The sequence below is a fragment of the Telmatobacter bradus genome (assembly GCF_048629425.1).
Taxonomy (GTDB): Bacteria; Acidobacteriota; Terriglobia; order Terriglobales; family Acidobacteriaceae; genus Telmatobacter; species Telmatobacter bradus.
In genome coordinates this window covers 418,066-443,672 of sequence record NZ_CP184532.1, presented here as the reverse complement: position 1 = coordinate 443,672, position 25,607 = coordinate 418,066, and the positions used below count along the sequence as shown (strand labels likewise).

At 57.3% G+C, this 25,607-nt stretch carries 29 protein-coding genes and 2 pseudogenes; 20 read left to right on the top strand and 11 right to left on the bottom strand.

Going from position 1 to position 25,607, the window contains the following annotated elements:
* Nucleotides 1–14 precede the first annotated feature (14 nt).
* The 6 genes from ACOBR2_RS01900 to ACOBR2_RS01875 are packed head-to-tail and all read left to right on the top strand — an operon-like array spanning nucleotide 15 to nucleotide 3,897.
* Complete coding sequence (locus tag ACOBR2_RS01900) at nucleotides 15–227, top strand: PRTRC system protein C (protein WP_420238383.1); 213 nt, start codon at nucleotides 15–17, stop codon at nucleotides 225–227.
* Entirely contained in the window at nucleotides 224–1,480 is a 1,257-nt protein-coding gene (locus ACOBR2_RS01895) for a hypothetical protein (protein WP_420238382.1), read from the top strand. Before ACOBR2_RS01900 ends, ACOBR2_RS01895 begins: the two co-directional genes overlap by 4 nt.
* Nucleotides 1,431–2,138: a PRTRC system protein B gene (locus ACOBR2_RS01890; protein ID WP_420238381.1), complete on the top strand. Its 708-nt coding sequence runs from the start codon at nucleotides 1,431–1,433 to the stop codon at nucleotides 2,136–2,138. Before ACOBR2_RS01895 ends, ACOBR2_RS01890 begins: the two co-directional genes overlap by 50 nt.
* A gap of 1 nt (nucleotide 2,139) precedes the next feature.
* The gene (locus tag ACOBR2_RS01885; protein ID WP_420238380.1) at nucleotides 2,140–2,961 is read left to right on the top strand and encodes a PRTRC system ThiF family protein; all 822 of its coding nucleotides are present in this window, start codon (nucleotides 2,140–2,142) and stop codon (nucleotides 2,959–2,961) included.
* A gap of 49 nt (nucleotides 2,962–3,010) precedes the next feature.
* Nucleotides 3,011–3,346: a hypothetical protein gene (locus tag ACOBR2_RS01880; RefSeq protein WP_420238379.1), complete on the top strand. Its 336-nt coding sequence runs from the start codon at nucleotides 3,011–3,013 to the stop codon at nucleotides 3,344–3,346.
* A 14-nt stretch (nucleotides 3,347–3,360) separates the two neighbouring features.
* The gene (locus ACOBR2_RS01875; RefSeq protein ID WP_420238378.1) at nucleotides 3,361–3,897 is read left to right on the top strand and encodes a PRTRC system protein E; all 537 of its coding nucleotides are present in this window, start codon (nucleotides 3,361–3,363) and stop codon (nucleotides 3,895–3,897) included.
* Nucleotides 3,898–3,934: 37 nt separating this feature from the next.
* Here the strand turns inward: ACOBR2_RS01875 and ACOBR2_RS01870 are convergent, their stop codons facing one another.
* The 3 genes from ACOBR2_RS01870 to ACOBR2_RS01860 form a co-directional block, all read right to left on the bottom strand.
* Complete coding sequence (locus tag ACOBR2_RS01870; RefSeq protein ID WP_420238377.1) at nucleotides 3,935–4,273, bottom strand: ferritin family protein; 339 nt, start codon at nucleotides 4,271–4,273, stop codon at nucleotides 3,935–3,937.
* Between the two features lie 192 nt (nucleotides 4,274–4,465).
* The gene (locus ACOBR2_RS01865; RefSeq protein ID WP_420238376.1) at nucleotides 4,466–4,774 is read right to left on the bottom strand and encodes a hypothetical protein; all 309 of its coding nucleotides are present in this window, start codon (nucleotides 4,772–4,774) and stop codon (nucleotides 4,466–4,468) included.
* A 128-nt stretch (nucleotides 4,775–4,902) separates the two neighbouring features.
* Complete coding sequence (locus tag ACOBR2_RS01860) at nucleotides 4,903–5,388, bottom strand: hypothetical protein (RefSeq protein WP_420238375.1); 486 nt, start codon at nucleotides 5,386–5,388, stop codon at nucleotides 4,903–4,905.
* A gap of 497 nt (nucleotides 5,389–5,885) precedes the next feature.
* Between ACOBR2_RS01860 and ACOBR2_RS01855 the strand changes: the two genes are divergently transcribed.
* The 4 genes and pseudogenes from ACOBR2_RS01855 to ACOBR2_RS01840 all read left to right on the top strand — a co-directional run bounded on the left by ACOBR2_RS01855 (nucleotide 5,886) and on the right by ACOBR2_RS01840 (nucleotide 8,980).
* Complete coding sequence (locus ACOBR2_RS01855; RefSeq protein ID WP_420238374.1) at nucleotides 5,886–6,179, top strand: hypothetical protein; 294 nt, start codon at nucleotides 5,886–5,888, stop codon at nucleotides 6,177–6,179.
* Between the two features lie 138 nt (nucleotides 6,180–6,317).
* Complete coding sequence (locus ACOBR2_RS01850) at nucleotides 6,318–7,145, top strand: DUF1003 domain-containing protein (RefSeq protein WP_420238373.1); 828 nt, start codon at nucleotides 6,318–6,320, stop codon at nucleotides 7,143–7,145.
* Nucleotides 7,146–7,563: 418 nt separating this feature from the next.
* A pseudogene (locus ACOBR2_RS01845) lies at nucleotides 7,564–7,809 on the top strand (SDR family oxidoreductase); the annotation flags it as partial.
* A 190-nt stretch (nucleotides 7,810–7,999) separates the two neighbouring features.
* Nucleotides 8,000–8,980 carry a DUF362 domain-containing protein gene (locus ACOBR2_RS01840; protein ID WP_420238372.1) on the top strand — a complete coding sequence of 327 codons (981 nt, stop codon included), beginning with the start codon at nucleotides 8,000–8,002 and terminating at the stop codon, nucleotides 8,978–8,980.
* A 260-nt stretch (nucleotides 8,981–9,240) separates the two neighbouring features.
* On the opposite strand, the gene ACOBR2_RS01835 is transcribed toward ACOBR2_RS01840, so the two are convergent.
* Together ACOBR2_RS01835 and ACOBR2_RS01830 are read right to left on the bottom strand one after the other, a co-directional pair.
* Nucleotides 9,241–9,483, bottom strand: coding sequence for a hypothetical protein (locus ACOBR2_RS01835; RefSeq protein WP_420238371.1), 243 nt, complete (start codon nucleotides 9,481–9,483; stop codon nucleotides 9,241–9,243).
* A complete protein-coding gene (locus tag ACOBR2_RS01830; protein ID WP_420238370.1) occupies nucleotides 9,480–9,749 on the bottom strand; it encodes a hypothetical protein in 270 nt (89 codons plus the stop codon). The genes ACOBR2_RS01835 and ACOBR2_RS01830 overlap by 4 nt, the downstream gene beginning before the upstream one ends.
* A 133-nt stretch (nucleotides 9,750–9,882) precedes the next feature.
* On the opposite strand from ACOBR2_RS01830, the gene ACOBR2_RS01825 reads away from it, so the two are divergent.
* Genes ACOBR2_RS01825 through ACOBR2_RS01815 form a run of 3 tightly spaced genes read left to right on the top strand, consistent with a single transcriptional unit; the run spans nucleotide 9,883 to nucleotide 13,039 of the window.
* Nucleotides 9,883–10,893, top strand: coding sequence for an AAA family ATPase (locus ACOBR2_RS01825; RefSeq protein WP_420238369.1), 1,011 nt, complete (start codon nucleotides 9,883–9,885; stop codon nucleotides 10,891–10,893).
* Entirely contained in the window at nucleotides 10,890–11,834 is a 945-nt protein-coding gene (locus ACOBR2_RS01820) for a hypothetical protein (RefSeq protein ID WP_420238368.1), read from the top strand. Before ACOBR2_RS01825 ends, ACOBR2_RS01820 begins: the two co-directional genes overlap by 4 nt.
* A complete protein-coding gene (locus tag ACOBR2_RS01815) occupies nucleotides 11,831–13,039 on the top strand; it encodes a DUF2201 family putative metallopeptidase (protein ID WP_420238367.1) in 1,209 nt (402 codons plus the stop codon). Before ACOBR2_RS01820 ends, ACOBR2_RS01815 begins: the two co-directional genes overlap by 4 nt.
* 20 nt (nucleotides 13,040–13,059) lie before the next feature.
* On the opposite strand, the gene ACOBR2_RS01810 is transcribed toward ACOBR2_RS01815, so the two are convergent.
* Nucleotides 13,060–13,851 carry an MBL fold metallo-hydrolase gene (locus ACOBR2_RS01810; protein WP_420238366.1) on the bottom strand — a complete coding sequence of 264 codons (792 nt, stop codon included), beginning with the start codon at nucleotides 13,849–13,851 and terminating at the stop codon, nucleotides 13,060–13,062.
* 79 nt (nucleotides 13,852–13,930) lie between these two features.
* Between ACOBR2_RS01810 and ACOBR2_RS01805 the strand changes: the two genes are divergently transcribed.
* Genes ACOBR2_RS01805 through ACOBR2_RS01795 form a run of 3 tightly spaced genes read left to right on the top strand, consistent with a single transcriptional unit; the run spans nucleotide 13,931 to nucleotide 16,056 of the window.
* A complete protein-coding gene (locus tag ACOBR2_RS01805) occupies nucleotides 13,931–14,389 on the top strand; it encodes a ribonuclease H family protein (protein WP_420238365.1) in 459 nt (152 codons plus the stop codon).
* 44 nt (nucleotides 14,390–14,433) lie between these two features.
* Nucleotides 14,434–15,030 carry a siphovirus Gp157 family protein gene (locus ACOBR2_RS01800; protein WP_420238364.1) on the top strand — a complete coding sequence of 199 codons (597 nt, stop codon included), beginning with the start codon at nucleotides 14,434–14,436 and terminating at the stop codon, nucleotides 15,028–15,030.
* Nucleotides 15,031–15,087: 57 nt separating this feature from the next.
* On the top strand, nucleotides 15,088–16,056 hold the full coding sequence (locus ACOBR2_RS01795) for an IS1595 family transposase (protein ID WP_420238363.1): 969 nt from the start codon (nucleotides 15,088–15,090) through the stop codon (nucleotides 16,054–16,056).
* Nucleotides 16,057–16,162: 106 nt separating this feature from the next.
* On the opposite strand, the pseudogene ACOBR2_RS01790 reads toward ACOBR2_RS01795, so the two are convergent.
* The 5 genes and pseudogenes from ACOBR2_RS01790 to ACOBR2_RS01770 form a co-directional block, all read right to left on the bottom strand.
* A pseudogene (locus ACOBR2_RS01790) lies at nucleotides 16,163–16,630 on the bottom strand (DUF3387 domain-containing protein); the annotation flags it as partial.
* A 170-nt stretch (nucleotides 16,631–16,800) separates the two neighbouring features.
* Nucleotides 16,801–17,142 carry a hypothetical protein gene (locus ACOBR2_RS01785; protein ID WP_420236274.1) on the bottom strand — a complete coding sequence of 114 codons (342 nt, stop codon included), beginning with the start codon at nucleotides 17,140–17,142 and terminating at the stop codon, nucleotides 16,801–16,803.
* Complete coding sequence (istB, locus tag ACOBR2_RS01780; protein ID WP_420236273.1) at nucleotides 17,139–17,909, bottom strand: IS21-like element helper ATPase IstB; 771 nt, start codon at nucleotides 17,907–17,909, stop codon at nucleotides 17,139–17,141. The genes ACOBR2_RS01785 and istB overlap by 4 nt, the downstream gene beginning before the upstream one ends.
* The gene (gene istA / locus ACOBR2_RS01775; RefSeq protein WP_420236272.1) at nucleotides 17,906–19,486 is read right to left on the bottom strand and encodes an IS21 family transposase; all 1,581 of its coding nucleotides are present in this window, start codon (nucleotides 19,484–19,486) and stop codon (nucleotides 17,906–17,908) included. The genes istB and istA overlap by 4 nt, the downstream gene beginning before the upstream one ends.
* Before the next feature lie 112 nt (nucleotides 19,487–19,598).
* Complete coding sequence (locus ACOBR2_RS01770; RefSeq protein ID WP_420238362.1) at nucleotides 19,599–21,140, bottom strand: type I restriction endonuclease subunit R; 1,542 nt, start codon at nucleotides 21,138–21,140, stop codon at nucleotides 19,599–19,601.
* 96 nt (nucleotides 21,141–21,236) lie between these two features.
* Between ACOBR2_RS01770 and ACOBR2_RS01765 the strand changes: the two genes are divergently transcribed.
* The 4 genes from ACOBR2_RS01765 (at nucleotide 21,237) to ACOBR2_RS01750 (ending at nucleotide 25,553) form a co-directional block, all read left to right on the top strand.
* The gene (locus ACOBR2_RS01765) at nucleotides 21,237–21,923 is read left to right on the top strand and encodes a helix-turn-helix domain-containing protein (RefSeq protein ID WP_420238361.1); all 687 of its coding nucleotides are present in this window, start codon (nucleotides 21,237–21,239) and stop codon (nucleotides 21,921–21,923) included.
* Nucleotides 21,910–22,491: a DUF6036 family nucleotidyltransferase gene (locus tag ACOBR2_RS01760; RefSeq protein ID WP_420238360.1), complete on the top strand. Its 582-nt coding sequence runs from the start codon at nucleotides 21,910–21,912 to the stop codon at nucleotides 22,489–22,491. Before ACOBR2_RS01765 ends, ACOBR2_RS01760 begins: the two co-directional genes overlap by 14 nt.
* Before the next feature lie 213 nt (nucleotides 22,492–22,704).
* Complete coding sequence (locus ACOBR2_RS01755; protein ID WP_420238359.1) at nucleotides 22,705–24,384, top strand: hypothetical protein; 1,680 nt, start codon at nucleotides 22,705–22,707, stop codon at nucleotides 24,382–24,384.
* Nucleotides 24,339–25,553 (top strand): S41 family peptidase, encoded by a 1,215-nt coding sequence (locus tag ACOBR2_RS01750; protein WP_420238358.1) that lies wholly within the window; start codon nucleotides 24,339–24,341, stop codon nucleotides 25,551–25,553. The genes ACOBR2_RS01755 and ACOBR2_RS01750 overlap by 46 nt, the downstream gene beginning before the upstream one ends.
* The last annotated feature ends 54 nt before the right edge of the window (nucleotides 25,554–25,607 follow it).

The window sequence follows — 25,607 nt, the reverse complement described above, 5'->3', positions numbered from 1 at the left end:
GGAGAAGAATCACGATGGCTACTCTCAAAGCAGAAGTCCTGTTGCGTGAGTTTCACTACAACGGCATTCGCATTCCCGATCCGGCGCCGCAGATGAGCGTCGAGCAGGTTCGCGACCTCCTCACTCCACAATTTCCTGAAATTGCGACTGCAACCCTCACCGGTCCGGAAGATACCGGGACCACGCTGCGTTACACCTTCAGTCGAGCGATTGGCTCGAAGGGGTGAACCGTGCCCACGCCCGCATTGTCGCAAGAAGAATTGGTGGCGGCGTTCCTCAAGAAGGCCGCAGAACCGCCGCCAGAGGCAAACCTCATACTGGCGAGGCATCTTCAATGCAAAGAATCCTGCGATCTCGCGCAAGCCGTATCAGAAGCGATCAGGAAATATGTGGCATCGGGAAGTTATCGGCTCCCGACACCGCCGGAACTGCTTCCGCCACTGGGGTAGCAACGCTTGCACCAGCCTTCGGACAGGCATTGCCATTGCTCGCCGATGTTCGCGCCGAGTATAACCATGAGGTCAATGCTGAACTGGTCTATGAACTATGCGCGGCGCTGGTGTGCGAGGGATTGGGAACTACGGAGACCTGGAAGAAATCTGGCGGAAACGTGCTTCTATTTGCGCAGCACGCCATGATGAGCGCGATTGGCCCTGAGCGTCGCGATCTGCTGCAACGCAATGTCGAGTATCACCTTGAAGTAAGCGATCAACTAGGCCGCGCGGGAAGCGATGCGGAACTCGAAAGCGGGCAACTGGTTGTCACCGTCGAGTGTGGCGGATCGGGGTACTTCAGGATTGGTCCGGCGCTTGATGCGCTGGAAGCTGAGGCCGAGGGGCTGGGCGCGGCGTTCTATTGGGCACTGACCTTCGCACTTTATCGCGTGATGTGGATCTACAACCACGACAATGCGCTGATGTACGAAGAGCGGATGCGCGACTATGCCGCCGAAGACGACGCAGAGAACCAAGGGCAGTATGAATTTCCAGAAGTGGAGAAGGCGCTGCCGGAGTACATCCGAAAAACGCAGAAACGCGAATCTCCGGATTGGAAAGCACAGGACCGCGATCTCTTGCGCAGGTTTCGCAATGGCAAATTCAGTTCTTGGTTTGAGCGGTTGCGGGGCATTCAGTGCCTGTCGCGGCTTTCACTTAAGCAATCGCGGGAGTACCTCGAACTCGGCTACTACGACGATCCACCGTTGCCGGCGCTGCTTGTCGCTTTCAAAGAGCATGATGCCATTACCGCCTGCTTCGACGAAGAGGGCCAGTCCATGATGGAAGGCACCGCCGAGCCGACCGTGTGCGTTGTCTTTTCGCCGCGCCAACCGGAGCAGGTTCGTCATGCTATTCGGATCGTGGATCGCTTTATTGCGCTTAACTGCGCGCTCTTTGAATTGGTCGAGGAAATCCTGGAATGGGAGAAGCGCGATGCAGGTACATCTATCGATCGGGGAGAACCATCGCTTCGAGCTGCATGAGGCGCTGCTGATTTATCGCGACCGCCAAAGCAGTTTCATCACCCGCCACGACGTGACCGCACGCAAGGATGCGCCGCCCACGCTCGGTCCGGCGCAACCGCTCACTGTAGCATTCATCGAGTCTCTGACGCGATCCCTTAGCGGCAGCGTGCAGGCCGAGGTGCTGCCGGCCAACGTACTTGCCAAGGCGGACCGCATGATCGCCTGGTGGGTTCCTGCGCGGCGCCGCCAGATGTTCTATGAGAACTCCGAAGGCAAAGCGGCGGAGCTGAACGGGCGCATCTTTTCGCAGCCTCCTCTAGTGTGGAAGGTATCGAATGGAGAACTCATCATTCGGGCGCTTACTGAGAATAAGCGGCCAGATTGCTCAACAAGACTCGCCGTCCCGCCCTTCTGGAATCTCTCGGACGACGGGCGCGTCTGCACAGGCACGATGCGGCGCCCGGACTCGGCCTCGGTAGCCGCTATTCCAGCCTGGGAGCGCGGCTTCTACGAGAGCGCCTTCACACACGCCAATGTAGGCCGCCTGACACGCCATGAGGGCGGATTTGATGGGCTATGGAATGGTCTGACTGGCAAGCACCAGAAGTTCCCACTCGAAACGCTCATTGTCCTTCCGCAGACGCTCACGCAGTTCGTGCGTGGAGAGAGAGGATGATATGCGCATCGAGCACACGATTCCAAGCGATCTGTTGGGCCAAAAGCCGGTGCGCGTACTGGTTGTCGGCGCGGGCGGGACCGGCAGCGCCATCGTGATGGGCCTGCCCTATCTCGACCAGGCGATGCGGGTCTGGGGCCGGTCATCGGGGCTGGAAGTGGTCATGATGGATGCCGATACCGTCTCTGAGACGAACTGTGTGCGCCAACCATTCTCGGTCTCCGACATCGGGCAGAACAAAGCTACTGTCCTCGTCAATCGCATCAACCTATTTTGGGGAACACGGTGGCGGGCCGAACCGACTTACTTCGGCGAGCACACCTTCGACCGGATCAATGACAGGTCCATCGATCTACTGATTGGATGCGTGGACACCAGAGCGGCGCGAAGCATTATTGCGCGCGCACTGACCAAAGCCAGGAACCGCACTGCGTATTGGTTCGATCTCGGCAACAACGCGGCCAGTGGCCAATTCGTTCTCGGCCAGCCATTGAATGCGCGCAATCGTAGGAAGGCCGCACGGTTGCGCACAGTCAGTGAACTGTATCCAGAGATCATCGACGCTGAGGCTGGCGAAGATCCGCTGCCCAGTTGTTCTGCCGTTGAGGCACTGGACCGTCAAGAGCCATTTATCAACCAGACTTTGGCGTCGAGTGCACTGGCCATGCTGGCGCGTCTCTTTCGCTATGGAAAACTAACGCACCACGGCGGCTTCTTTAATGCGCAGTCTGGACTCATAAGTCCGTTGCCCGTTGATCCGAAGCTTTGGTCGAAGACGATGCGCCGTTACCGGCATGAGGAAAAATCATTCAAAAGGCATTGATGCGTCATTCCCGTGGAGGATGTATGTTGGAGAGTATCGGAGGCTCTCCATGGAAGTGACTCTCGACCATGCTCTTGCGATCGAAGCAAAAGCGATGGTTGCACTGGCCTTTCGCAACGGCCCCATTGAAGCTTTGCACGCAGGGAAACCGTGCACGGTTTGCAGTGGAAATCCTGCTGTATCCCACATCTCCGACGAGGAGATGAAGGCCATGATGAAATCGGCCGTCAATACGCTCTATCGGCTTTTGTGGCAGCGCAAAAACGACGCGGCGGCTTTTGTCGAAAACATAGCCTTGGGGCAGCAGTACACCATGCTGTGGGATGAACCGGAACTCAAGAAGCCCACGAGAAAGCGACTACCAACCACATATCGGAACCCATGAGAGGAGAAGTAATCATGTTCAAAGAACTTGTTCCAGTTCTACGTGACCGCGCGGTTTTGCTCACGGTCACGCTGGTTGATGCAGATCAGATTCGGGTGAACATTGTGCCGAAGAAGCTCAAAGACGGCGACAATGATGCTCTCACCACCCCGCTCAGCGTGACCGGCACTGCCGAAGATCTGGACGCCGAGTTGTCCACGACCATCATCAGCTTTGTCGGCTCCCATCTTCAGATGAAGAACACCCTGGAGAAGGTCAAGGCCGAGATGGATGCTGCTTCCAAGGCTGCCCAGGCCGAGGCGCGCGCTAAGTCCAAGACGCCGACCAAGACAGCGCCGCCGAATACGGAAGTCACTCAATACGTTCCGACCGCCAAGCCCGCCGAGCCAGCGAAGCCCGCACAACAGAAGCCTGCAAGCCTCTTCGATATGCCGTCACCAGTGGCCACAGACACAACTTTGCAAAACGAGTCGGAAGAAGAACTTGGATTTGCAGAGGTTGACGACGATGAGCCAATCGATGAGAGCGAAGAACTGGATGACGCGGCCTAACGACCACCATACTTCTCTTGAAGAGGAACTCACCTACCTACTTTGTATGCTGAAGTTGCGATTTTGCGATTTCAGCTACTTCTCCAGCACCCTTGGCATAGAGTGCCTCTTCATCAGGAGCAAGGGTGTACAGCAGCTTCAAGAACTCTCCTGCGTGTACACGCTCCTCGTCCGCTATGTCCTTGAGCACCGCCACGGCGAGTTTGTTTTCAGTTGACTCTGCAAGCTGCATATACATCTGAGTTGCTTCATACTCGGAGGCGACCATAAACCGAATCGCTCTGATCAGTTCTTCGTCCGTGAGTTTTCTACCGTTCGCCAATTCCGAAAAAGGTGACCCGAACTGTGGCATATCATCGTCCTCTGCTTCATGCACGTTGACACATCAAAACTTGGATTGAGGCTTTGTGTGCTATCACGTTTGTAGTTCCGTGGTGTGCGGAGGTCTGAGCTGGATTGACCATCGTGGCCATGTGCGTCCAAAGCGAACAAGCGAGTCCTCCACAATAAACATAAAGGCTCTGAGAGCTATAGCCTTGTAGCCTTTATGTCTTTGGTTGAGAGCGGGCTACAGTACTGCGGGGACGGCCAGAGCGGCTTTTGCGGCCTTAGCGGCCTTGTTCTTTTCCCGCTTGACCTTCGCCCAACGCTTCTGCTGAGCTGCGGCAATCTTGGCTCGACCCTCATCGCTCATTCCGCCCTTTGTGGCCTTCTTTGCTGGTACCTTAGTTGCCTTGGCCGCCTTCGCGCGGGCTGTCTTGGCCGTGGTCGCCTTAGCCTTCGGTGCAACAGCCTCAGCCTTCAACACCAAAGCCTGTGCCTTCTGTAAGGCTTTGATGCCGCGCTCGATTTCAGCCAGTAGTTGTTTCGTGCTCATTCAAAATCCTCCGCTACAAGTCTACACGAGGCGAAAAGGTGGTCATCTGTCAAGGGTGGCTAAAACTTTGGGAGGCAGCAATTCGGTTTGGCTTGGAGGCAATGAACTCTGAATGTGGATGATGCTACTCATGGATGTTGAATCAGCATCGGCCCTACCGGCACGAAGGAATTACCGTACGGCTCATTCTTTCCGAAGGGCGTGAACGCGCCAACGTGAACGCGGTCTTCTTCAGCAATTTCTTCAAGCGAATCCAGTTCCCAAAAGAGCAACCAGTCTTCACCCTCGATGTCTTCGGGGGACTTGGCAGTTGAGTCCGGGCGATACACCATCTTGTCGGGATGTGCGCCGTTAATCGCGGCTACGCTTTGTAGAAAACGAGCGTGCCATGAGACCCTGAAATCGTATTGACCGCTCTCGTCGGACTCATAGATATAGACATCGACAGGTTTGCCATCACGTTCTTGGTCTAGTTTGAAAAAGACATCACTGTTTCTGCTTCCGAAAGACACCCTATTCACCTTGTGAAATTTCACGGGTGCTAAATCAATGTGCTCTTTTGGAATTGGAGCCAGCAGGGCAATGTGGCGAACAAAGTTAACTTGGTCAAGCATATTGCTGGCATCCTCCTTTATTTCCCGCCCTTGAGACTTCTACCCAATAGAAGTGACGATCAGAGCCGCGCAAACGCCGGACTCTGCTGCCGCTGAAAACATTGCAAGGGTGAGAGCCACAACGGACATTCCTGCTGTGGTGCAAGCGAGAATGGAGAGTAGTGGTGGATGCTTGCAATAGTTGTTGAGCCAGTCGCAGACGCTGTGGTACGTGGGCCAAGAAGTGCATCTCCGAGTGCAAGAGATGCACACTTGTTTCCTCAAATCATCTCCTCCGCGGATTGAGGCTGTCTGGTCAATAGTGACCGCTCCATCAAGATTTCTTTATGAAATCCAAGAGTGGAGCTCTTCACCGTCCCGAGACCTGAAACGCCCTGATTTGCTGATCTCTTGACGAATCTATTCAGAAATTAATTTATATTGTTGTCGTTGTTGCTCCCAAAAGCGGTCAGTCTCGTTGACTGCCATCTGCAGATGAGGACATTCTGGAGGAGGCCATGGCCGAGATGGATGCGGCTTCCAAGGATGCCCAGGCCGAGGCGCGCACAAAGTCGAAGACGCCGACCAAGACAACGCAGCCGAATACAGAAGTCACTCAGTATTCTCCGACAGCCAAGTCCACTGAGCCATCGAAGTCCGCACCCCAGAAGCCCGCAAGCCTATTCGATATGCCAGCACCGGCTGCCACAACCACCGTCGCGCCTGCAGAATCGGACGAAGAACCCGGGTTTGCGGAGGTTGACGACGATGAGCCAATCGAAGAGACCGAAGAACTGGATGACGTGGCCTGAGATATCCATTTCCCAATTCTTCACAGAATCGTCAAGCGCATATCATGATGATTGAGGTAACGGTTGATTGTCAGGTCTAATATTGTCACCCACGACCAGACGCAGCCGACCTAATCCAGGTCATGAATGAGGCAAGCCATGCCATGCAATCCCGACGAGTTGCGACACGTTCCTCTTTTCGAACTTCTGGACGACGATGAAGTTGAAGTTCTGGCGGCGCAGGTGGAGATCAAACGATTTGCGCCACGCGAGCGCATCTTCCAGGCCGGGGACCCCGCGGATCATGGTTACGTGGTGATGTCGGGCAAAGCGCAAGTGGCCATGACGGACGAAGACCAGCAGGAAGTAGTGGTTGAGGAGCCGGTGCACGGGGAGTTCTTCGGCTTTGCATCGATGCTTCAGCAGTCCGAGCACCAGTCGACGGCGATGGCGATAGAAGAGACGGTCTGCCTGGAGGTTGGGCGCGATGACATTATCGAGTTGGTGATGCATATGCCGATGGCAGGCATGGACATGCTGACCATGCAGGCGCGGCAGCTCCATGCCTCGCAAAATCTGGTGCGGAGCCGGATCTGCCGCAACCCCAACGAAGTCATCGAGGAAGAGTCCACCTTTGGTGAGCGTCTAGCGGACTCTGTGGCGCGCTTTGGTGGCTCTTGGTCGTTCATCATCCTTTTTGCGGTTATTCTCGTGGTGTATTCGTCGATGAATGTGGTGCTTCACAACCGGGCGTGGGACCCATATCCATTTATTCTGCTGAACCTGTTTCTGTCGATGCTGGCTGCAATTCAGGCTCCGGTGATTATGATGAGCCAGAACCGCCAGGACGTGAAGGACCGCGTGCGGAGTGAGTTGGATTTCCAGGTGAACCGGCGCGCAGAGGCTGAGATTCAGTCGCTGTCGCATCAGATGAGTTCGCTGATGGGCAAGATGGAAGAGGTGGTGCGCCAGACAGCGAGTCACTAAGCAAGAACCAAACCACACAACGGCCCGAGCGAAGCTAAGCCTTGACGAATCTGAGTGGGAATAGGGGCATGCATGTGTGGCTACTACCAACTGTCGCACTCAATGCCGTACCGACCGAGCCAGAAGAAGACCTCGGATCTGCAGAGATCAACGAGGCCAGCCAATGGAAGGAACTGAAGAACTGGAGGGCACGCCCTAAAGGGACGCACCACCGTGCGCTCTTCCAATTGTGGATCGTTGCTGAACCGCCACCGAACCGAGACCGGTGCGGACGACCGATAGAGTTCTCATTGCGCGCAATGGGCTGTTAACCGTTGATCTAGTTTCGGTTTTGTTCGACTTCGACCAGATGGCGCGCCTTGATGTCGCGCATGGGTGACCGAGGCAGTCCGTTGGGGAAAGCGCGGACACCCGGGTCAACACGATTAGCCCCGGCATCATCATCACTCCGCTCGCGAACGATGAGTTGAAGGGGCCGCTCGGCCCAAGCTATCGGCGCATGCTTGAGGTATCTGCGGCTGGACGCGCAGGCACTCCAGATGAGGTTGGGTCTGTTGGGGCACTCCTCATGGGTCCTGACGGCGCCTTCATCACCGGCAGCGACATCCTTTTGGATGGTGGCGTGACGGCAGTCTATTGGTTCGGCGACCTTGCTCTCAAATAGAGGAAAGCAAGCCTCATCGTCGCCCAAAGATAAACGGATTCCTTGATTTCGTTGGGTTTGGCGGATTGCGCTCGTAGAGTGTCCCCATCTGCACAGTATGCTGTTTGCCGAAGGTCTAGCCTGATTCAGGAACTGCCGGATACGACTGTGTCAATGGTCCGTATTATTGGCGGTTGACGATGGGGCAAGCATGACAGACAAAATTGAAGTCCGAACATTTCCGAAGGGAAGCGCCCTTGCGGCGGGCCACGCGACCGCAGGCCATCTCGGCACCACAACCGCTCTTGCCGCCACGCAAGGAAACAAATCGCACGTTTACTTTACTCGGGACCTCAGTGGCGATGGGCTGCTTAGAGTCTATTTGAAGATCAATGCAACAATCGGCGGCAAGGTCGCGATCAAGCTGCATACCGGCGAACCGCACGGCCCCAATATTGTCCCTCGCGAAATGGTAAGAGCCTTGCAGCAGCACATTCCCAATAGCTGTCTGGTCGAAACCAACACGTTTTACAAGGGCCAGCGCAACACGACGGCCGAACACCGCGAGACGCTCAAGATCAATGGCTGGGATTTCTGTCCGGTCGACATTATGGACGAGGACGGAGCGGTGATGATTCCCGTTGAAGGCGGAAAGCATTTCAAAGAGATGTCGGTCGGCAAACATATGTTGAACTACGACTCAATGGTGGTGCTCACTCACTTCAAGGGGCATCCGATGGGCGGGTTCGGTGGTTCGCTGAAGAACATCGCCATCGGCTGCGCAGACGGGGCAATCGGCAAGAAAATGGTGCATGCCGCACCGGATGATGAAGACATTTCGAAGTGGTTGACGGGTGAGCCGTTCATGGAAAACATGGTGGAGTCGGCAAAAGCCACGATCAATCATTTCGGCAACAGAATCGTCTACATCAATGTGCTGCGCAATATGTCCGTGGACTGCGACTGCTTAGGCGTCAGCGCAGCGCCGACGAAGGCACACAACCTCGGCATTCTGGCTTCCACCGACATCCTGGCGGTGGACCAAGCTTCCATCGACATGGTGTACAAGCTGCCTGAAGCTGAACTTCATGACCTCAAGGAACGCATTGAATCTCGTCACGGCCTTCGGCAGCTCTCCTACATGAAAGAGATGAAGATGGGCAGAGACGAATACGAGCTGGTCACGGTTTAGGAGTCAGGCCCGCTGTTATTTAATAGCACGCCGCGCTCATCGGTAACACACATCAAGAGAAGATGGAAATGAAGGTCAAATGCGACCGGTCGCATCAAGCGCCGGCCATTGCTCGCGGAATGAAGTGAAGCCTGTTACTTCGTTTGTGGCGTCGCATAGGCAAATGCACGCAAACGCCCACGTGGCCTGAAGAAGTACTGGAATGATGCAAAATCGCCTTACCACTCGGGATGCGGCTCAAAAGAATGATGTGGACGTCGCTACTCCTTGGTCTTGAGCTTGCTGTCGTTTTCGCGGATAAACGCTTCGATCACAGGAGCGCTGGCAAGTATGCGAAGCCACTGTTCCTTGTAAAGAGTGACGGGGAAACGCCCCATTCCGTAGAGGGATACGGCGCCTTTTTCGCTGACCTTGAGACTCAACCCTGCTGAATCCTTGCTCTTGAGCTTTTCGTTTTCTGCCCGCAGGCGCTCCAACTCCGCTTTCATTTCCGCTTCGTTCATGCTGTCTCTCCCAATCTATTTTTCGCTTCAATCGTCTCACTGCGCACCGGTTGCGCCAAGCCAGTAGGCTCCGACGCACCGACAATGAGCGCCTCGATCCGCTCGACTTCGAGCCGCCTGAGTTTCGCGGTGCTGGACCACTGCTCCATTCGTTCAGGGTCAGTGGAGAAGTCGGCGGAGATTTCCATCCACCTGTTCTCGTTCTCACGGGCCGTCTTGAGCGCGGCCTGAAGCGCCTCGACTTGCTGATCCCTTGATGAATTCATTCAGGAATCAGTTTATATCGTCGTCGCTGCTCCGCCCCAAAGCGGCCAACACGGCAATCGAACGCATCCCCAAATCGAGGGCCGACCAGCCATTCTTCACACCCAACCAGTATTCCGCCAGAGGTATATCAAAATGAAACCATCCAAGCTTTACGAGGCGCTTCATGCGCTGATCGGCGAACGTGTGCCTCTGCATATCTGGGGCGCGTGCGGCGTTGGCAAGTCGCAGATTGTCGCACAAGTTGCGGACGATCTCGACTTTGATTTTCTTGACGTTCGCGCCGTGCAACTCGATCCGGTCGATCTGCGCGGGCTGCCGCGCATCAAAGAGGACCAGACCGAGTGGGTGCCACCCAAGTTTCTTCCCACCGCCGGGAAAGGCATTCTGTTTCTCGACGAGCTGACCTCGGCTCCGCAGATGACGCAGGCCGGCTGCTACCAGCTGGTGCTCGACCGCAAACTCGGAGAGTACGTTTTGCCTGACGGCTGGGTAGTTATTGCCGCCGGCAATCCGGCCTCGGAGCGGGGTGTGCATTTCTCGATGCCGCGTCCGTTGCGGAATCGGTTTGTTCATCTTGACCTCGAAGCAGACCTCAACGACTGGTGCAAATGGGCCGTGGGCGCGGGCGTGCGGCCGGAGATTATCGCGTTTCTCCGCTTCAAGCCTGACCTGCTGCATACCGCCGATGCGACCTCGGACGCCAATGCCTGGCCCACTCCCCGATCCTGGGAGATGGCCTCCAATGTTCTACGCGGCATTGCGAACCGGCAGAAGACTACCTTCCTTTCTGGCGCGAGCGAGTTCGAGGCGCAGTTGCTCGACGGAACGGTAGGGCCTGCGGCGGCGGCGGAGTTGATTGCATTCTTGCGGCTCTTTCGGCAGTTGCCGTCAATCGACGAAATTCTGCTCAACCCGGAGACGGCTCCCCTCCCGGCGGAGACCTCGGCGCAGATCGCAATTGCGACGGCACTTGGCCGGGCCATGACTGACAACTCGGTGGCCAGAGGACTCAAGTATCTGAACCGTATGCCGACCGAAATGCGCGTCATGGCGATGCGCGATGCTGCGGCGCGGGACACCGCCATCACCCACACGCCGGATTTCGTTCGCTTCGGAGTGGAACATAGGGAGGTAGTTCGATGATTACTGAACGCGCAATGCTCGCCGCCGTCCATATCAGCATTTGGACGGCCATCAAACACGACCGCAAGATCAGCCGCGACGTTGCCGACCAACACGGAGCGCACCAGGGCGCGGGCCGCTACAACAAGCAGTTGCTGCGTGGCGCCGACAAACTCGATGAACTGCGCACGCTGGCTGGGCAGGTGCGCCAGTACTTCTACAAGATCACGTTGCCGTGGTCCGATGAGGGCTTTCGCCTGTTACCGTCGAATCTCTATTTCGATTTGACTGCTAGGATGCGCGAGTTCGAGGCCAGCTTTGAGCAAGGCGTGGAGAGCTTCCTTCAGGTCTATCCGCAGTACATCGAGCAGGTGCGTCCGGAGCTGAACGGCCTGTTTCGTGAGGAAGACTATCCCGCCGCCGACAAACTGGGCAAGAAGTTCGGCGTGAAGCTGGAGATCTTGCCTATCCCGACTGGCAACGACTTTCGCGTACAGATGTCGGCCGAAGAGCAGGCGCGTGTCGCCCGCGAGATCGACGCCAATGTTCGGGAATCTCTGACGCGCGGCACCGAAGATTTGTGGAAGCGGCTCAGGGATGTGGTTTCGCACATGGTGGACCGCTTGAATGAGCCGGAGTCCCGCTTCCACGCGACGATGGTCACAAATGTCTTCGATCTGGTGGAGTTGCTGCCGCGCCTGAACGTGAATGGTGACGCAGATCTGAACCGGTTCGCCGATCAGATCAGGCAGCGGCTGTGCGGCTTTACGGCGCAGGACCTCAAGAAGCACGACCTGCTGCGCGTGGCAACGGCAAACGATGCCGCGGAGATTGTCGCTGAGATCGATAGCGTTCTGCGTGATCGCGAAGCCAGCGTGCCGGAGGAGGCGCCAGACGCTCCAACGGTCGATGACATCCTCTCCCGTATGTCTGCGTACATGGAGGCACCCGCGGCGGCATGAGACATGAGACACCGGCATCCATTCGTATTCAGAAGGCGCGGACTACGCTTCTGTTGGATCATCCATTCTTTGGCTCGCTCTTGTTTCGCTTGAAGGGGCGCGAACAGCGGTCGATTCCAACCATGGCGACGGATGGCGTGTCGCTCTACTACAACCCTGAGTTCGTCGATACACTGAACTCGGCAACGCTGGCCGGGGTGTTGGCCCACGAGGTCATGCACCCCGCGCTCCAGCATCATGTGCGGCGTTCCGGGCGCGATTCAAAGAGGTGGAATGAGGCGTGCGATTACGCCATCAATCCACTGCTGCTCGACGCTGGCCTCAGTCTGCCGGATGGCGTTCTTGTCGATCACCGCTTCCGTGGCATGAGTGCTGAACAGATTTACAACCTGCGCGATGCAGAAGCACAGCCGCAGTCTGGCGGCCAGAACAGCTCAAATAACGGTGCCGGAACTGGCGCGGGCGAAACGCCAGAAAAGCAAGGCAGCACCGATGAGCCGACTGCGCCAGTGACGGAGGGCGGCATCGGCCAGGTTCTTGATGCACCTCTGCCGAACGACGAAACACCCAGTGTTGAAGAGCAGGCGCGAGAGTGGAGCGTTGCCGTCAACCAAGCAGTCACGCTCTCGAAGCAAGCCGGCAAGGCTCCTGCGGGTCTGGCCCGCACTCTCGAAGGAGCCGCAGAGGCAACAGTAGACTGGCGTGAACTGTTGCGCCGGCTCTGGTCCGATACTATCCCTGCCGATTCGAGTTGGATGCGGCCCAACCGCCGTCACATCTGGAACGGACTCTATCTGCCTGGAGTCGTGCGCGAGGGCGTCGGAGAGATTGCCATCGCTGTCGATTGCTCAGGCTCGGTGAATGGTCGGTTGTTGCGTCTCTTTGAAGCTGAGGTTTGCTCGATCCTCGAAGGCCAACGGCCACAGTGCGTTCACGTCCTGTACTTCGACACTGAGGTACACAAAGTGGAGACCTATCAAGCCGGGGAGACCGTTCATCTCAATCCCGTTGGCGGCGGAGGAACTGACTTCGGTCCGTGCTTCGACTGGCTGAGGGAGCATGGAATTCAACCGCAGACGCTGGTCTTTCTGACCGACCTCTACGGGACATTTCCCGACGAAGCTCCATACTATCCCGTGCTCTGGGCCTCAACCGGCGGCCGTCATGCGCCCTTCGGCAGCGTTGTTCCCATGCAAGCGGCGTAGACATCGCGCGGAGAGGCGTTCTACAAGTAGTCGGCCTTTGTTCCATCTGGATTCTGTTTGCAAAATTGCTGATGGGGCGACAGACCCTGCGCAATGGCTTCGCGGAGATCGCCGCGGATGATCTCGATGGCCGTGGTCAGCTCGGCCGCGCTCAGTAGATTGCCGTGCCCGCCGAGCACAAACGCCGGGCGCAGGCCTTCGATCCGGTCGAGCGAGGCAAGCCAAAGACGCCAGTCTTCGCTGCTCCCCGCCTCTAGATTCGGCCGGTACAGGCTCACCACGCAATCGCCCGTATAAAGTACGCGCTCCTGAGGAATCCAGATGGAGAGGTTGGTGCGCGTGTGTCCCGGCGTGAAGAGCACCTCCGCAGTTACGCCGCCCAGATCGAAGACGGTTCCTTCGCCGAGCTTCTTGTTCGGCGCGGTCAACTCCGTGCGATGGAAGAAGGCATGGGCTTCCTGGCGCTCGCGGCGCTGGCGGTCGAGAGTGGAATCGTTGAACACGGCAATCTCGGCCGCAAACTCCTCGGCGGTTCGCTGATTCTCGGCGTGTCCGTAGATGTCTATTCCGAGGTCGCGAAAGAAGCCATTGCCGCCGACATGATCGAAGTGCTTCTCGGTGTTCACAGCCAGGATTCGATTGCCGGGACGAACCGCGCAAGCGTAGCCGTGAATCGTCTGCGCCGCCATCCAGTTTGTGCCGGTGTCGATGATGAGCGTGGTGGTATCGCCTGCCACAAAGCCGGCATTGACGCACCACGGAGAGAAGTATCCGAGCCCGGTCACGGCATAACAATGTGGAGAAATCTGCATGAAATATTATCGCTCAGTGACAAGAGGAACCAGCGTCCCATTCATCCGTTGCGGAGAAGCGACCCGCCCGGAGCACCCCATGAACAAGCAGTTTTTCATTTTCACCGATGGCTCGGCCATCGGCAACCCCGGTCCAGCCGGCTGGGCAGCTATCGTGATCCACGGGACAAAGCGGCAGGAGATCGCCGGATCGGTTCCGCGGTCAACCGTCTCCGAAATGGAACTACGCGCTGCGGTTGAGGCCCTGCGCCTAACACCGACCGGCGCGCGAATCGAACTGCGCTCTGACTCGGAGTTGCTGATCGACGGAATGCGGTTCCTGGTTTTTCGTTGGCAGCAGTTTGGCTGGCGCAACAGCCGTGGCTTTGAATTGCAGCACCAGGATCTGTGGCGCGAGTTGCTCCGACTTAACGAACTGCGAACAATTCGCTGGCGATGGATCAGAGGGCACGGCGGCCATCCGATCCAATCACGCGCCGACGCACTAGCCTACCGCGCAGCGCGCACTCAAGCAAACAGTTTGCCCATGGCTGCGTAGCCACGCTATCACCCTGCCAGATACAAACTCTATGGAGGACTTCAATGACCGATGGCAGCACACTCTTTGAGATCGACCGCGAACTCGACTCGATGCTCGATCAGATCGAGGAAGAGGTGGAGGAGAACGGTACGGCCTCTTCCGAGTTGCTCGAACGATTTCGGCAGTTCTGCGAGGCAGAAAGCCAAAAGGTCGACAGGATCGGGCGGTTCCTTACCCTGATGGACAACCGGCTGAAATACTGCCGCCAGCAGGCAGAACACTTCCAGAAACGCGCGCGCACCGCCGAAGCAAAGGGCGTCAGTACTCGGAATATGGTGCTCTACTTCTTGGCGGCACGCGGGCTCAGGAAGATCGAAGGAAAGGAGTTCACGCTGCGGCTACAGAAGAACAGTCAGGATTCAGTCGAGATAACGGACGCGACTCAGGTTCCGACGACTTTCCGTGAGTTGGAACTTCGCATTCCAGGACGCCTCTGGCAGTTGGTCGTTGCATCCCTTTCAGAAGACACCTCTAAAGCATTGGCAAGCTGCATCCGCGACGACAGACCGAACAGCGATGCGATCAAGGAAGCGGTGAGCCGCTTTGAGGAAGTCCCAGGTACACAGGTAAAACGAGGCGTCCATCTGCGGGTAGCCTGATTGACATGTATACGATCAAGTGGGGTAGCTGCCTGAGTACAGTAGGATCTATATGTAGTGGTATCCGAGGCAAAACCCGATTTGGGGCTTGATTATCCGGGCACATGGCAACAGTTTCGCGCTTGGTTCCCCGATGAACAAGCCTGCATTGGCTACCTGGAGCGGCTCCGTTGGCCAAACGGTTTTCATTGTCCAAAATGCTCCAGTGAGAAGGGCTGGCGCTTGTCCGATGGGCGCTGGACCTGTGCTGGCTGTGCTCGCAAAGTGTCTGTAACGGCAGGAACGATCTTCGACCGCAGCCGCGTACCGCTGGCCGACTGGTTTACCGCTATCTGGTTCATGACCAACCAAAAATATGGAGTCAGCGCGTTGGGTCTACAGCGACTTCTCGGCCTGGGCAGCTATCAGACGGCCTGGACAATGCTGCGCAAGTTGCGGACAGCCATGGTGCGTCCTGGCCGCGAGCGACTCCAAGGCACAGTCGAGGTGGACGAAACCTACGTGGGGGGAATCGAGCAGGGCACACGCGGACGCGGCGCGGAGCGTAAGTTTATCGTGGCCATCGCGATCGAAGTGCTTTCCCCGATAGGCTTCGGGCGGGTACGGCTGAAGCGGGTTGCGGATGCCTCCTCGCGTAGTCTGATTCCCTTTGTGCAGTTCGCGATTGAGCCGGGATCACAGGTGTGCACCGATGGCTGGAAGGGCTATGCGGGGTTGGCAAAAGAAGGCCACAAGCACCATGCCGTCAGTATCTCCAGTAGCGGCGATCCGGCGCATGTGGTCATGCCGGGTGTCCATAAGATTGCATCGCGGCTGAAACGCTGGCTGCTGGGAACACATCAAGGTTCGGTTACCGCCACGCATCTGGATGCATACCTGGACGAGTTTGCCTTTCGCTTCAACCGCAGGAAATCGCGCCGACGGGGAATGCTCTTCTATCGCTTGCTGGAAAATGCCGCCGTAACACAGCCCACGAGGTTTCGCCCTTCAAGAGCCAGCCAAATAGCCGCAAAACACAACCTGTAGGGGCTACTGTACTAAGGCAGCTACCCCACTTACGATCATTTTGCGCAGACCCAATAACATAGTTCACATTTGGTCTACCCATCATGCTATTCAAACTGAATTGGGTTTAGAGCGATACTGCCCATCCTTCGGACAGTACTTCGGCCTGCTCCAATACGGTCTGGGTTGCCTTCTCCTGCTTGTCTGGTGGATAGCCGTACTTTTTCAGAATGCGCTTGACGATTACCCGGAGTTTGGCTTGGACGTTCTCCCTCTGTGTCCAGTCGATGGTCGTGTTCTTTCGAACATTTTCGACGAGTTCTTTGGCAATAGCCCGTAGGGATGTATCCCCCAACACCTGTACGGCGCTGTCGTTGACCTCCAAGGCATCGTAGAAGGCTAGTTCATCTTCATTCAGCCCAAGCTGTTCACCGCGCCGTAAAGCCTCATTCAGTTTCCTTGCCAGGCCGATCAATTCCTCAATCACTTGTGCAGTTTCAATTGCCTGGTTCTGATAGCGCCGTAAAGAAGCCTCGATCAGATCGGAGAATTTGCGCGCCTGAACCACATTCCGCCGGGAGCGAGTTTTGATCTCGCCCTTAAGCTGATTTCGTCAACTTGACTTGGCCCCATTTGACGGTCTCATTTGGCCCCACCTGAAGGCATGTGTTCTGTCATTCCGTGTTGGCCTTGGCGGAAGGAGCCCGTAGGGCGACTGGAGCCAAGGCCAACACGGGGCGGCGCCGCTCCCGTGGTCAAGCGGTTTTAGAAGGTCGGTTCTGGCATATGGTCCTCCGGTTTGAAAATGTGCTCGAAGGGAAGGCGCTCTCGGGCCTTGCTTGAACCGAGCCGAACTTCGAACTGGGTTGGGTTGTTACCCAGGCAATCGAGTCTTACCACCTCTGCCAGTCTGGTCTCCACCTCCCGCCGACCTTCGGTGTGAATATCCTCGCCCAGGCTTCCGATCTCCAGTGCTTGCTGAAAGGCTGTCTGCTCATCTTCGCTGAGGAAGATGTGAACGGCCTCTTTCCACGCTCGCAGCCCTTCCTTGCCTTCCACCATCACTGCCCAGCGCAGTTGCGCGTAGTACCACTGTTTGCCTGTCATGCCCTACCTGCTTTTCTAGCCATGGTTCTGCGGAACCGGTAGCTCTCTGTTCCGGTCTCGATGATGTGAGCGCGATCCGTCAGGCGATCGAGCATCGCCTTGCACAGCCGTGCGTTGGGGATCTTGGTGGGCCACTCGGAAAATGGCAAGTTCGTTGTTACGATCAGAGCCGCCTGCTCGGCGCGGCCGGCGATCACCTGGAAGAGCAACTCCGCCGCGGCGTCCGGCATGACGACGTAGCCAAGTTCGTCAAGGACGACAAGGTCGTAGCGCATCCAGCGGTTGCGCATCCGCGTCAGTTGCAGTTGGCTCTGGGCTTCGATCATCTCCGTCACCAGCTCCGCCGCTGTGGTGAAGCGCACCCGCTTGCGTTGGCGGCAAGCGGCGACGGCCAGAGCGACGGCCAAGTGACTTTTACCCGTGCCCGTTTCCCCTAACAAAATCACTGGTTCCTTGCGTTCGAGATACTCGCCCTCGCTGAGCTTTTTTATCAGCGCCGCGGAGATGTGCGGTGCCGCTTGAAAATCGAACTCCTCAAGCGTCTTGACGGCCGGGAAGTGGGCCTCCTTGATGCGCCGGAGCACGGCTCGGCGCTCACGTTCCTCGACCTCGGCGCCGAGCAGCGCCTCCAGATAACTCAAATGCGATTGCTTTTTGCGGACGGCGTCTTCGGCCAGACGGGCAAACTGGTCGGCCACGGTGGTCAGATAGAGTTGACGGGCATACTGCTGAATGGCGGCCTGTTCAATCGGCTGGGGTGTGCTCACTGGACCACCTCCGTCGCCACCGGCCAGTCTGCAATCCGGGAACTTGAGTCTGTCTGTGGAGGCTCAGTCCAGTTCGGCCGCAGTTGTTCATAGGCTTCCATGCTGGGTTGCGGACGGTCATAGCGGTGCAATTCGCCGACCTCCACAGCCAGCGCTTCTGCCGTTGCTGGCCGGCAGTCCACGCTGAGCAGATAGCGGATCGCGCTCAGGCTGGAAGCGCCCATCGCCAGCGCTTCTTCCACCGCCTGGCGAACGCGGCCAGCGCCACAGGTGCGGCTGAGCAACAGAACCTCGATCATCGTCCGCGTTCCGGCCTGACGGTCTTCCCGTTCGCTGACGATGGACCAGAAGCGATCATAACTGGCAGGCCAGCGACCCTGTGTCCGGCACTGCTCCAGAGCCGTGGATCCGGCCAGCGCCCCCGGCTTCCTCTCGAACACATCCAGATAATGGTCCAGTTCCAGCACCTGTTGATGGCGCTCGTAGCAGCGTTCATGCCGCGCCACGCAATGCCCATCGTGCCAGATCTCCACGTAAGCCGAGTAGACCTTGGCGGCCGCCCTGGTTCCCACCGGCAACGGCGTCGAATAGAAGTTGGTCAACACCTTGACGCAGCCGCTCTGGTTCACATGAGGAAAGTGCAGCGCGGCCAGATCGAAGCCTTCGGTGGCCAGCGGAAGCAGATGCTCGCGCTCGGCCAGCATCAATGCGCCGATCGACAGGCTGCGACCAGTGATCAGACGCGCCTGCTCCTCTACGGCTCCCGTGGCCAGTAGCTGGTTCAACTCTTCCAGGTTGCGCACCTTCGGCACGGGGACCATGTAGTTGCGCCGGTACTGCCCGTTTTCGTTTTCGACGCCACCCTTTTCGTGGCCCTCGCCCGGCGTGCAGAACTCTGCCTGAAAGCCCCAGTGCGAGCGGAAAGCGATGAAGCGCGTGGTCTCTTCCCGCTGATAGCCGCGCAGAATCTTCTTCACCGCCGAGGTCAGGTTGTCGAACCTGAGAGTATGAAAGACCCCACCAAACCAGTGAAACGCCAACTCGTGGGCTTCTAGAAATGCCTGTTGCGTGGCGTGCGGATAGGCCCGGTGAAAGGCCGCTCCCGAGGCCATCGAGCGCATGCAGAAGATGTAGACCTTGCGCGGCTGGCCATCGAACTCGGCCTGGATCTCGTACCAATCCACCTGCGCTTCGTCGCCAAAGTGATAGGACTGCGCGATGAAGACCTGATGCTTCAGAAGCCCCATCGCCTGCCTGCGCTCGCACACATACTCGCGCACCGTGGACTCGCCGACGACAATCTCCGGCATCTCTTTCCGCAGCCGCATCCAAATGCGATGCGCGGTATGCCGCTGCTTGCGCGGCGCCTTGCGGTCCGCTTCGAGAATCGCGTCGATGAACGGAACTGCCGGTCCCAGCTTGGGCCGCTCCCGCTGCGGCTTCTTCCGCTCTGGAGGCAGCGCGCTGGCCAAGGCTTGGCGCACCTCCCGTCGATGTACTCCCAACTTCCGCGCTACCGCGCGGATCGTCCCGGCGCCATGCTCGTACTCCCGCCGGATCTGCTCGTATAGCTCCACCTTGCTCCTCCTTGTGGCCAAGCCGTCCTCGTTTCCGGGGAATATTACCCCGAAACAAGATAACGGGCTCTGCCCCAGGTGGGGCCAACTCAGAGCATCAAATGGGGCCAATTCAGAGTAGCGAAATCATAAGCAGCTTTTGCAGAAGTTCAACTGCCAGATTTCTCTGAGGCATGGCCTGAATCTCCGCCAGAAATTCGTCTGACAGAATCGAGATGTCAGGCTTCTTCAAACCAGCAGCAGCGAAAATATCGACCACATCCTCGGTCACGATGGCATTCGATACAATCTGTCGAATGGCCAATTCAGAATCGACACGGCCAACCTGCTGCGTCGGCGACTTTGCCAGCACCGCCCGCACCGCCTGAAAGAAACCTACATCGTCCCGAATCCGCAAAGCCTCATCGTGCGGCACCGCGAGCGCAAAAGCGTGAGTAAGTTCTGCAACTGATCGGGTGAGATTTTCTTTTCCTTGCGGCTGCGCCAGAATGAGTTCTTGTGCCCAGGGCAGCATCCCCAACTTGTCGCTTGGCTTGGCATCGGCCCATCCTGACCAATCGAAGCCCTTGAACAAAGCGCAGCACTCCTGATGCCGTCGGAGCATCAGCTCCACGGCTTCGTGCTGAGGCCGCGTGAGATCACCTTCTCCGCCGCCTTCCGTGTAGGTTGAGAGCGCCTTCTTTAGCTCCTGCGCGATCCCCAGATAATCCACCACTAACCCGCCGCGCTTGTCCCGGAAGACGCGATTCACCCGCGCCTGCATCAGCCCATGCGCGTGCATATACTTGTCAACGTACATCGTATGCAGGCAAGGCACATCGAAGCCCGTCAGCCACATATCCCGCACAATGACCAGTTCCAACGGGTCATTGGGATTCTTGAATCGCTCCGCTATGGCCTCACGGCGGGGTTTGTTGCGAATATGCGATTGCCAATCAACGGGATCGGTCGCATTGCCGGTCATTACAATCTTGATTGCGCCTTCCTTGTCATCGTCCGAGTGCCACTTGGGGCGCAGCGCCGTCAGTTCCTTGTAAAGCTCAACGCAGATGCGGCGGCTCATGCAGACGATCATGCCCTTGCCCACCATGCCCTGCTGTCGAGCCTCAAAGTGGTCTACTATGTCCTTGGCAACAGCCTTGATGCGCGTTTCGGTTCCGACAATGGCCTCAACCGCTGCCCAGCGCGATTTCAGCCGCTCCCGCTTGCCTACTTCCTCATCCTCAGTTGCTTCTTCAAAGCTGGAATCAAGTTGCGGCTTCAGGGCTTCGTCAAGGTTGAGCTTTACGAGGCGATTCTCGTAATAGATCGGGACAGTGGCCCCATCCTCTACGGCTCGCTGAATGTCATAGACCGAGATGGTATCGCCAAAAACTGCCGTTGTACTGGCATCCGTCTTCTCAATCGGTGTACCTGTAAACCCGATGAACGTTGCGCCGGGAATCGCATCGCGCATATGCCGCGCAAAACCATCAATAAAGTCATACTGACTGCGGTGGGCTTCGTCAGCAATCACAATGACGTTACGCCGATCCGTCAGTTTGGGATCACGATCATCGTCGGCAGGGATGAATTTCTGAATCGTAGTAAAGACAATGCCGCCCGAGGAAAAGGGATCGAACAGAGTATGATCTTCAGCTGGTGCACCATTCATCTATATCTACTGTATTTACAAACAGATGCAAACAGTGACCTTGCCATGAGTTCAGAATTATCGCACGAATATAACAGTATATGTTATATTCAATACATGACAGGCGACGAACTCAAAAACGCCCGTAAGGCGTCCGCCTGGACGCAAGCCCAAGCCGCCGCTCGGCTCGGCGTGACCCAGGCCTATCTGTCGATGGTCGAGCGGGGTGAGCGGGCTGTCTCCTCAGAACTTGCCTCAAAATTCGTAGAAGTCTTCGAGGTTCCGGCCACGGCGCTCCCGCTCACGGAATACCAGAAACGCGCGCGCGACGCCGGCTTCTTCCAGTCGATACTGGGAAGTCTGGGCTATCCGGGCTTTGCCTATCTGCGCGGTTCAGCCCGATTGAATCCGGTGGAAGTTCTGATGGAGGCTCTAGACTCGGACGATCTGGATTCGCGAGTCACAGAGGCGCTGGCATGGCTGCCTATGGCCTATCCGAATCTGAACTGGGATTGGCTGACCGCGAATGCAAAGCTGCGGGATCGCCAGAACCGGCTGGGGTTTGTAGTCGAGCTGGCGCGGCAGGCCGCCGCGAGAAGTGGAAGCTCCCAGTTGGAAGAGGAACTGGCCAACCACGTCGCTAAGCTGGAGCCCTCCCGCCTGGTGAAAGAAGATACTCTATGCAGAGAATCTATGACACGCGCCGAGCGGGCTTGGTTGCGCGAGCATCGACCGAAGTCGGCCGGACACTGGAATCTGCTGACAGACCTTACCGTAGAGCAACTCGATCATGTCGTCCTCTAACCGGCCGCCGGAACCGTGGAACTCCTTCTTCAGGGAGTTGGATGAGGCAGTCGATACGACCGTGCGTCTCGACTGCATTGGCGGTTTCGTCGTCACATTGCTCTATGGACTGGAGCGGCCGACAGCGGATGTCGATGTCATCGAGCTTGCGCCACGCAGCGCCGCAGAGACCATAATGGAACTTGGCATTCGCGGCGGGCCGCTGCATCAGAGGTACCACATCTATCTTGACCGCGTGGCGGTCGCCGCCATCCCGGAGAGCTACGAGGATCGTCTTGCCGAGATGTTCCCCGGTGCCTACCGCAACCTCCATCTGATGGCGCTCGACCCCTACGACCTGGCCCTATCGAAACTCGAAAGAAACAGCCAGAAAGACCGCGACGACGTTCGCTTCCTGGCGCGAAGCATTCCCTTTGACCTCGACATTCTTCGTGAGCGTTACACAACTGAGTTACGCTGGCAACTCGGTGTTCCCAAGAGGGAGGATCTGACCATGCAGTTGTGGGTTGATGCGATCCGCGAGGACCGCGGCATGGCCCCCGCGGCAACAGAGCAGAACGGTCTCTAAAGTTTCCCCAACCATACCTTGCCCAACTGTGTGGTGCTCAATTCAGACTCAGCCATCATTCTCATTTCCGCCAAACTTTTTCCAACACGATCCTCAACACCTACGGATTTTAACGCGGCCGTCTGATTGTCACGCGCAACAAGGGTGTGTCAGTCAGTCTTGTCCTGCCTCTCACTTTCTGGCAAACTGAACGTCCAAAGTGAACGAGGCGTTATGCGAATCGCTTTCCTCCCCTCCTTTCGCATTGCTGCCGGTTTGCTGCTGGTCGCCCTGTTGGGTGTGGTCGGATGCGAAGTCCTCCACTGGAGGAATCTTGTCTCTCCCGAGGCGATCGTTGCGCGAGCCGACGAGATGTCGTGGCTCAATAGCTGGATTGAGGCCGAACCTCTTTACCGACAAGCGGAAAGTCACTTCACCCAGAGACGCCAGCTCTCGCAGGCGCTCTACGCGCGGGTCAGCGAAATGCCGGCACACAGCGAGTCGTCAACGAGCGTCCCCGCGCAGATCGCGTTGTTGACGCATGATCTGGCGCTGCCAGAGGCGCAGGAGCCAGAGACCAGGCTTCGCGTTCTGACCGTCCTCGGAATGCTCGAAGTGAATTATGACGCCGGGATGGCACGGAAGACATGGGCTGATGTGGAGGCACTGGCAATCCGCCGACACCATTACCTGCTGGCGTCCAGGGCAATGGGCGAGCAAGGAATTGCCGCATTCTTGCTCGGCGACATTGCTACAGCGAAGAAGAAAGTGGTTAAGGCATGGTTCGTTGCGAAGACCGCCGACCCAGGAGCTCACATTCGATACGCCAGTATGTACGGCGCTGGCCTGGTGGAAATGCGCAAGTACAAGGAGGCGCTTGGACCGCTCGATGAAGCCATCAAGGTTGCCAAGAAGACCCGCGGCGTGGCGTATCCGACGATTGCCATTACGGCCAAGGTCGAGGCCCTCAGTGGCCTTGGGGAGAACAAGGAAGCTCTGGCGCTGGCCAGTGAAGAGATGCGGCGAGTGAGCGGCTACCACCTTGCCGGGCATCTCTATGAGCTTTACCAGACCAGAGCTGGCGTCTACGAGAGAATGGGCCAATGGGATCAAGCAGTGACCGATTACGGTCAGGCCGTTCAGTACGCCAAACAACTTTCGTACTGGCGCGGCTTGACGCAGGTTGACGGCTCACTTGCAGCGGCATACCTGCATCAAGGAGCGTTGCAACCGGCATTGATTGCAATCAACGAGGCCATTGCATCCAACGAACAAATCCCCGATGAGCTGTACTTTGTCCCACGTGATCTTGCAATCAAGGCAGAAATCATGGTTCGCCTTGGGGACAGCAAGTCCTCAATCATTCTGTATGAGAAGAGCGCCGACATGCTCGACGCACTGCTCAGTAGAGTGCCGACGCCAACCGTCGAACGCCAACTGCTTGCCGATCTCAGTAAGGTTTACTCAGGATATTTCGAGTTCCTATGCGATCAGGGCAGGACAGCGGACGCGTTTCGCGTGATCGAGCGTGCCCGCGGGCGAGTCGAGGCGCAGTCCTTGGCGCACCATGAGGTGGTGACGCCACACGAACTGACTCCCGCCGAGCAGCGATTGACGAAGTTGAACATCGACTTGCTCAATACCGACGATTCGACAGCCAGAAGGCACATCCTTGACTCCATCTATGATACGGAACTACAGATCGATACAGATTCGACCGCAGGAGGCAAAGCGCCAGAGCCGGTTGATCTTGGCCAACTCCAGCGCGAACTCCGCCCCTCTGAGCTTTTGGTGGTGTATGTTCTGGACAACCCTCACTCCTACGCGCTTGCATTTCCCAACGCGACCGCCGCGCCATTCTCGACAATGTGCTGGCTGCCCTGGACAAGCGTTTCTATAAACCTGAAAAGTTGAATGGCGATTGGCGCGCCGCTGTCGATCACCACCGGCCATTGATTGAAGCGGCCAGCACGCCAGATGGCTTTGAGCAGGCCATGACTGATTTGTTGGCAGAGTTGCATACCTCGCATCTGGGCTTCTTTCACGGCAGCGCCCGCAGGGCTTCCAGCCGCGCCGCTCTGAGCGCAACCTACCTTGCCGACGAGACGCCTTTCGGCAAGCGTTGGATATTTCAGGATGTTCACTCAGGCGGCGCAGCATCAAATGCCGGAATCAAGTCAGGGGATATTCTTCTCAGTGTGGATGGTCGCGAGATTACCCCGCCGGAGCATCCTGTCTTTGCGATGGGCAAGCAGACCAGTCTGGAGATTGTTGGCAGCGACGATCAGCGGCGCGTTGTAGCGGTCGATGTGGCGCGGCCCAAGGGAAAGAAACTCCACTTTGTCGAGCCGACGCTGGTTGAGGCGCGCCATCTCGAAGACGGCCTTGGCTACCTGAAGGTCGCGATGTTCCCTGGGCAGGTCGGCGTCGAAGTGGCCAACGAAATCTCGTGTGCCGTTGAGGGGTTGGGAAAGATCGACAGCCTCATCATCGACCTCCGCGGGAATACCGGAGGAGGGATCGGAGCCCTTCGTATCATGAGCCTGCTCACGCCCGACAGGATTCCCGTAGGGTTCGCCCTCGATAAAAAGCGTGTCAAGCCCAATCTGGATTCGGAGAAGCCGCGATTTCGGCGGTTTAATGCTATTCCCACTTCCAAGAAGTCCCTCTGGCCGCTTGCTTTGAAATTTGCGCCGGCAATGCTGGCCAAGACGCCCATCGTCCTTGAGACTGAAGGGCTGGGCCGCAAGGAGTTCCACGGAAGGGTGACCATCCTCGTGAACCGCCATACTGCAAGCGCAGCCGAGATGATTGTAGCGTTCGCGCGGGAGAACAATCTGGCCAGGATCGTCGGTGAAAAGACCGCTGGCAAGCTCCTGTCCGCAACATCGGTGAAGGTAGGCCAGGGATTTCGGCTGGCATTGCCTACTGGCGCCTACTACACATGGAATGGCACGGTACTTGAAGGCACGCCTATCGAGCCGGACGAACAGGTTGGTTTCGAATGGCAAAAAGCACGAGCAGACAAGGACAACCAACTAAAATATGTCATCGAATCTATCGGGAATCGACAAAAAGTATGAGGTGGTTGAATCTCCGGAAAACGCCGTCCCTCAAAACCGGATGGAGTTCCCAAC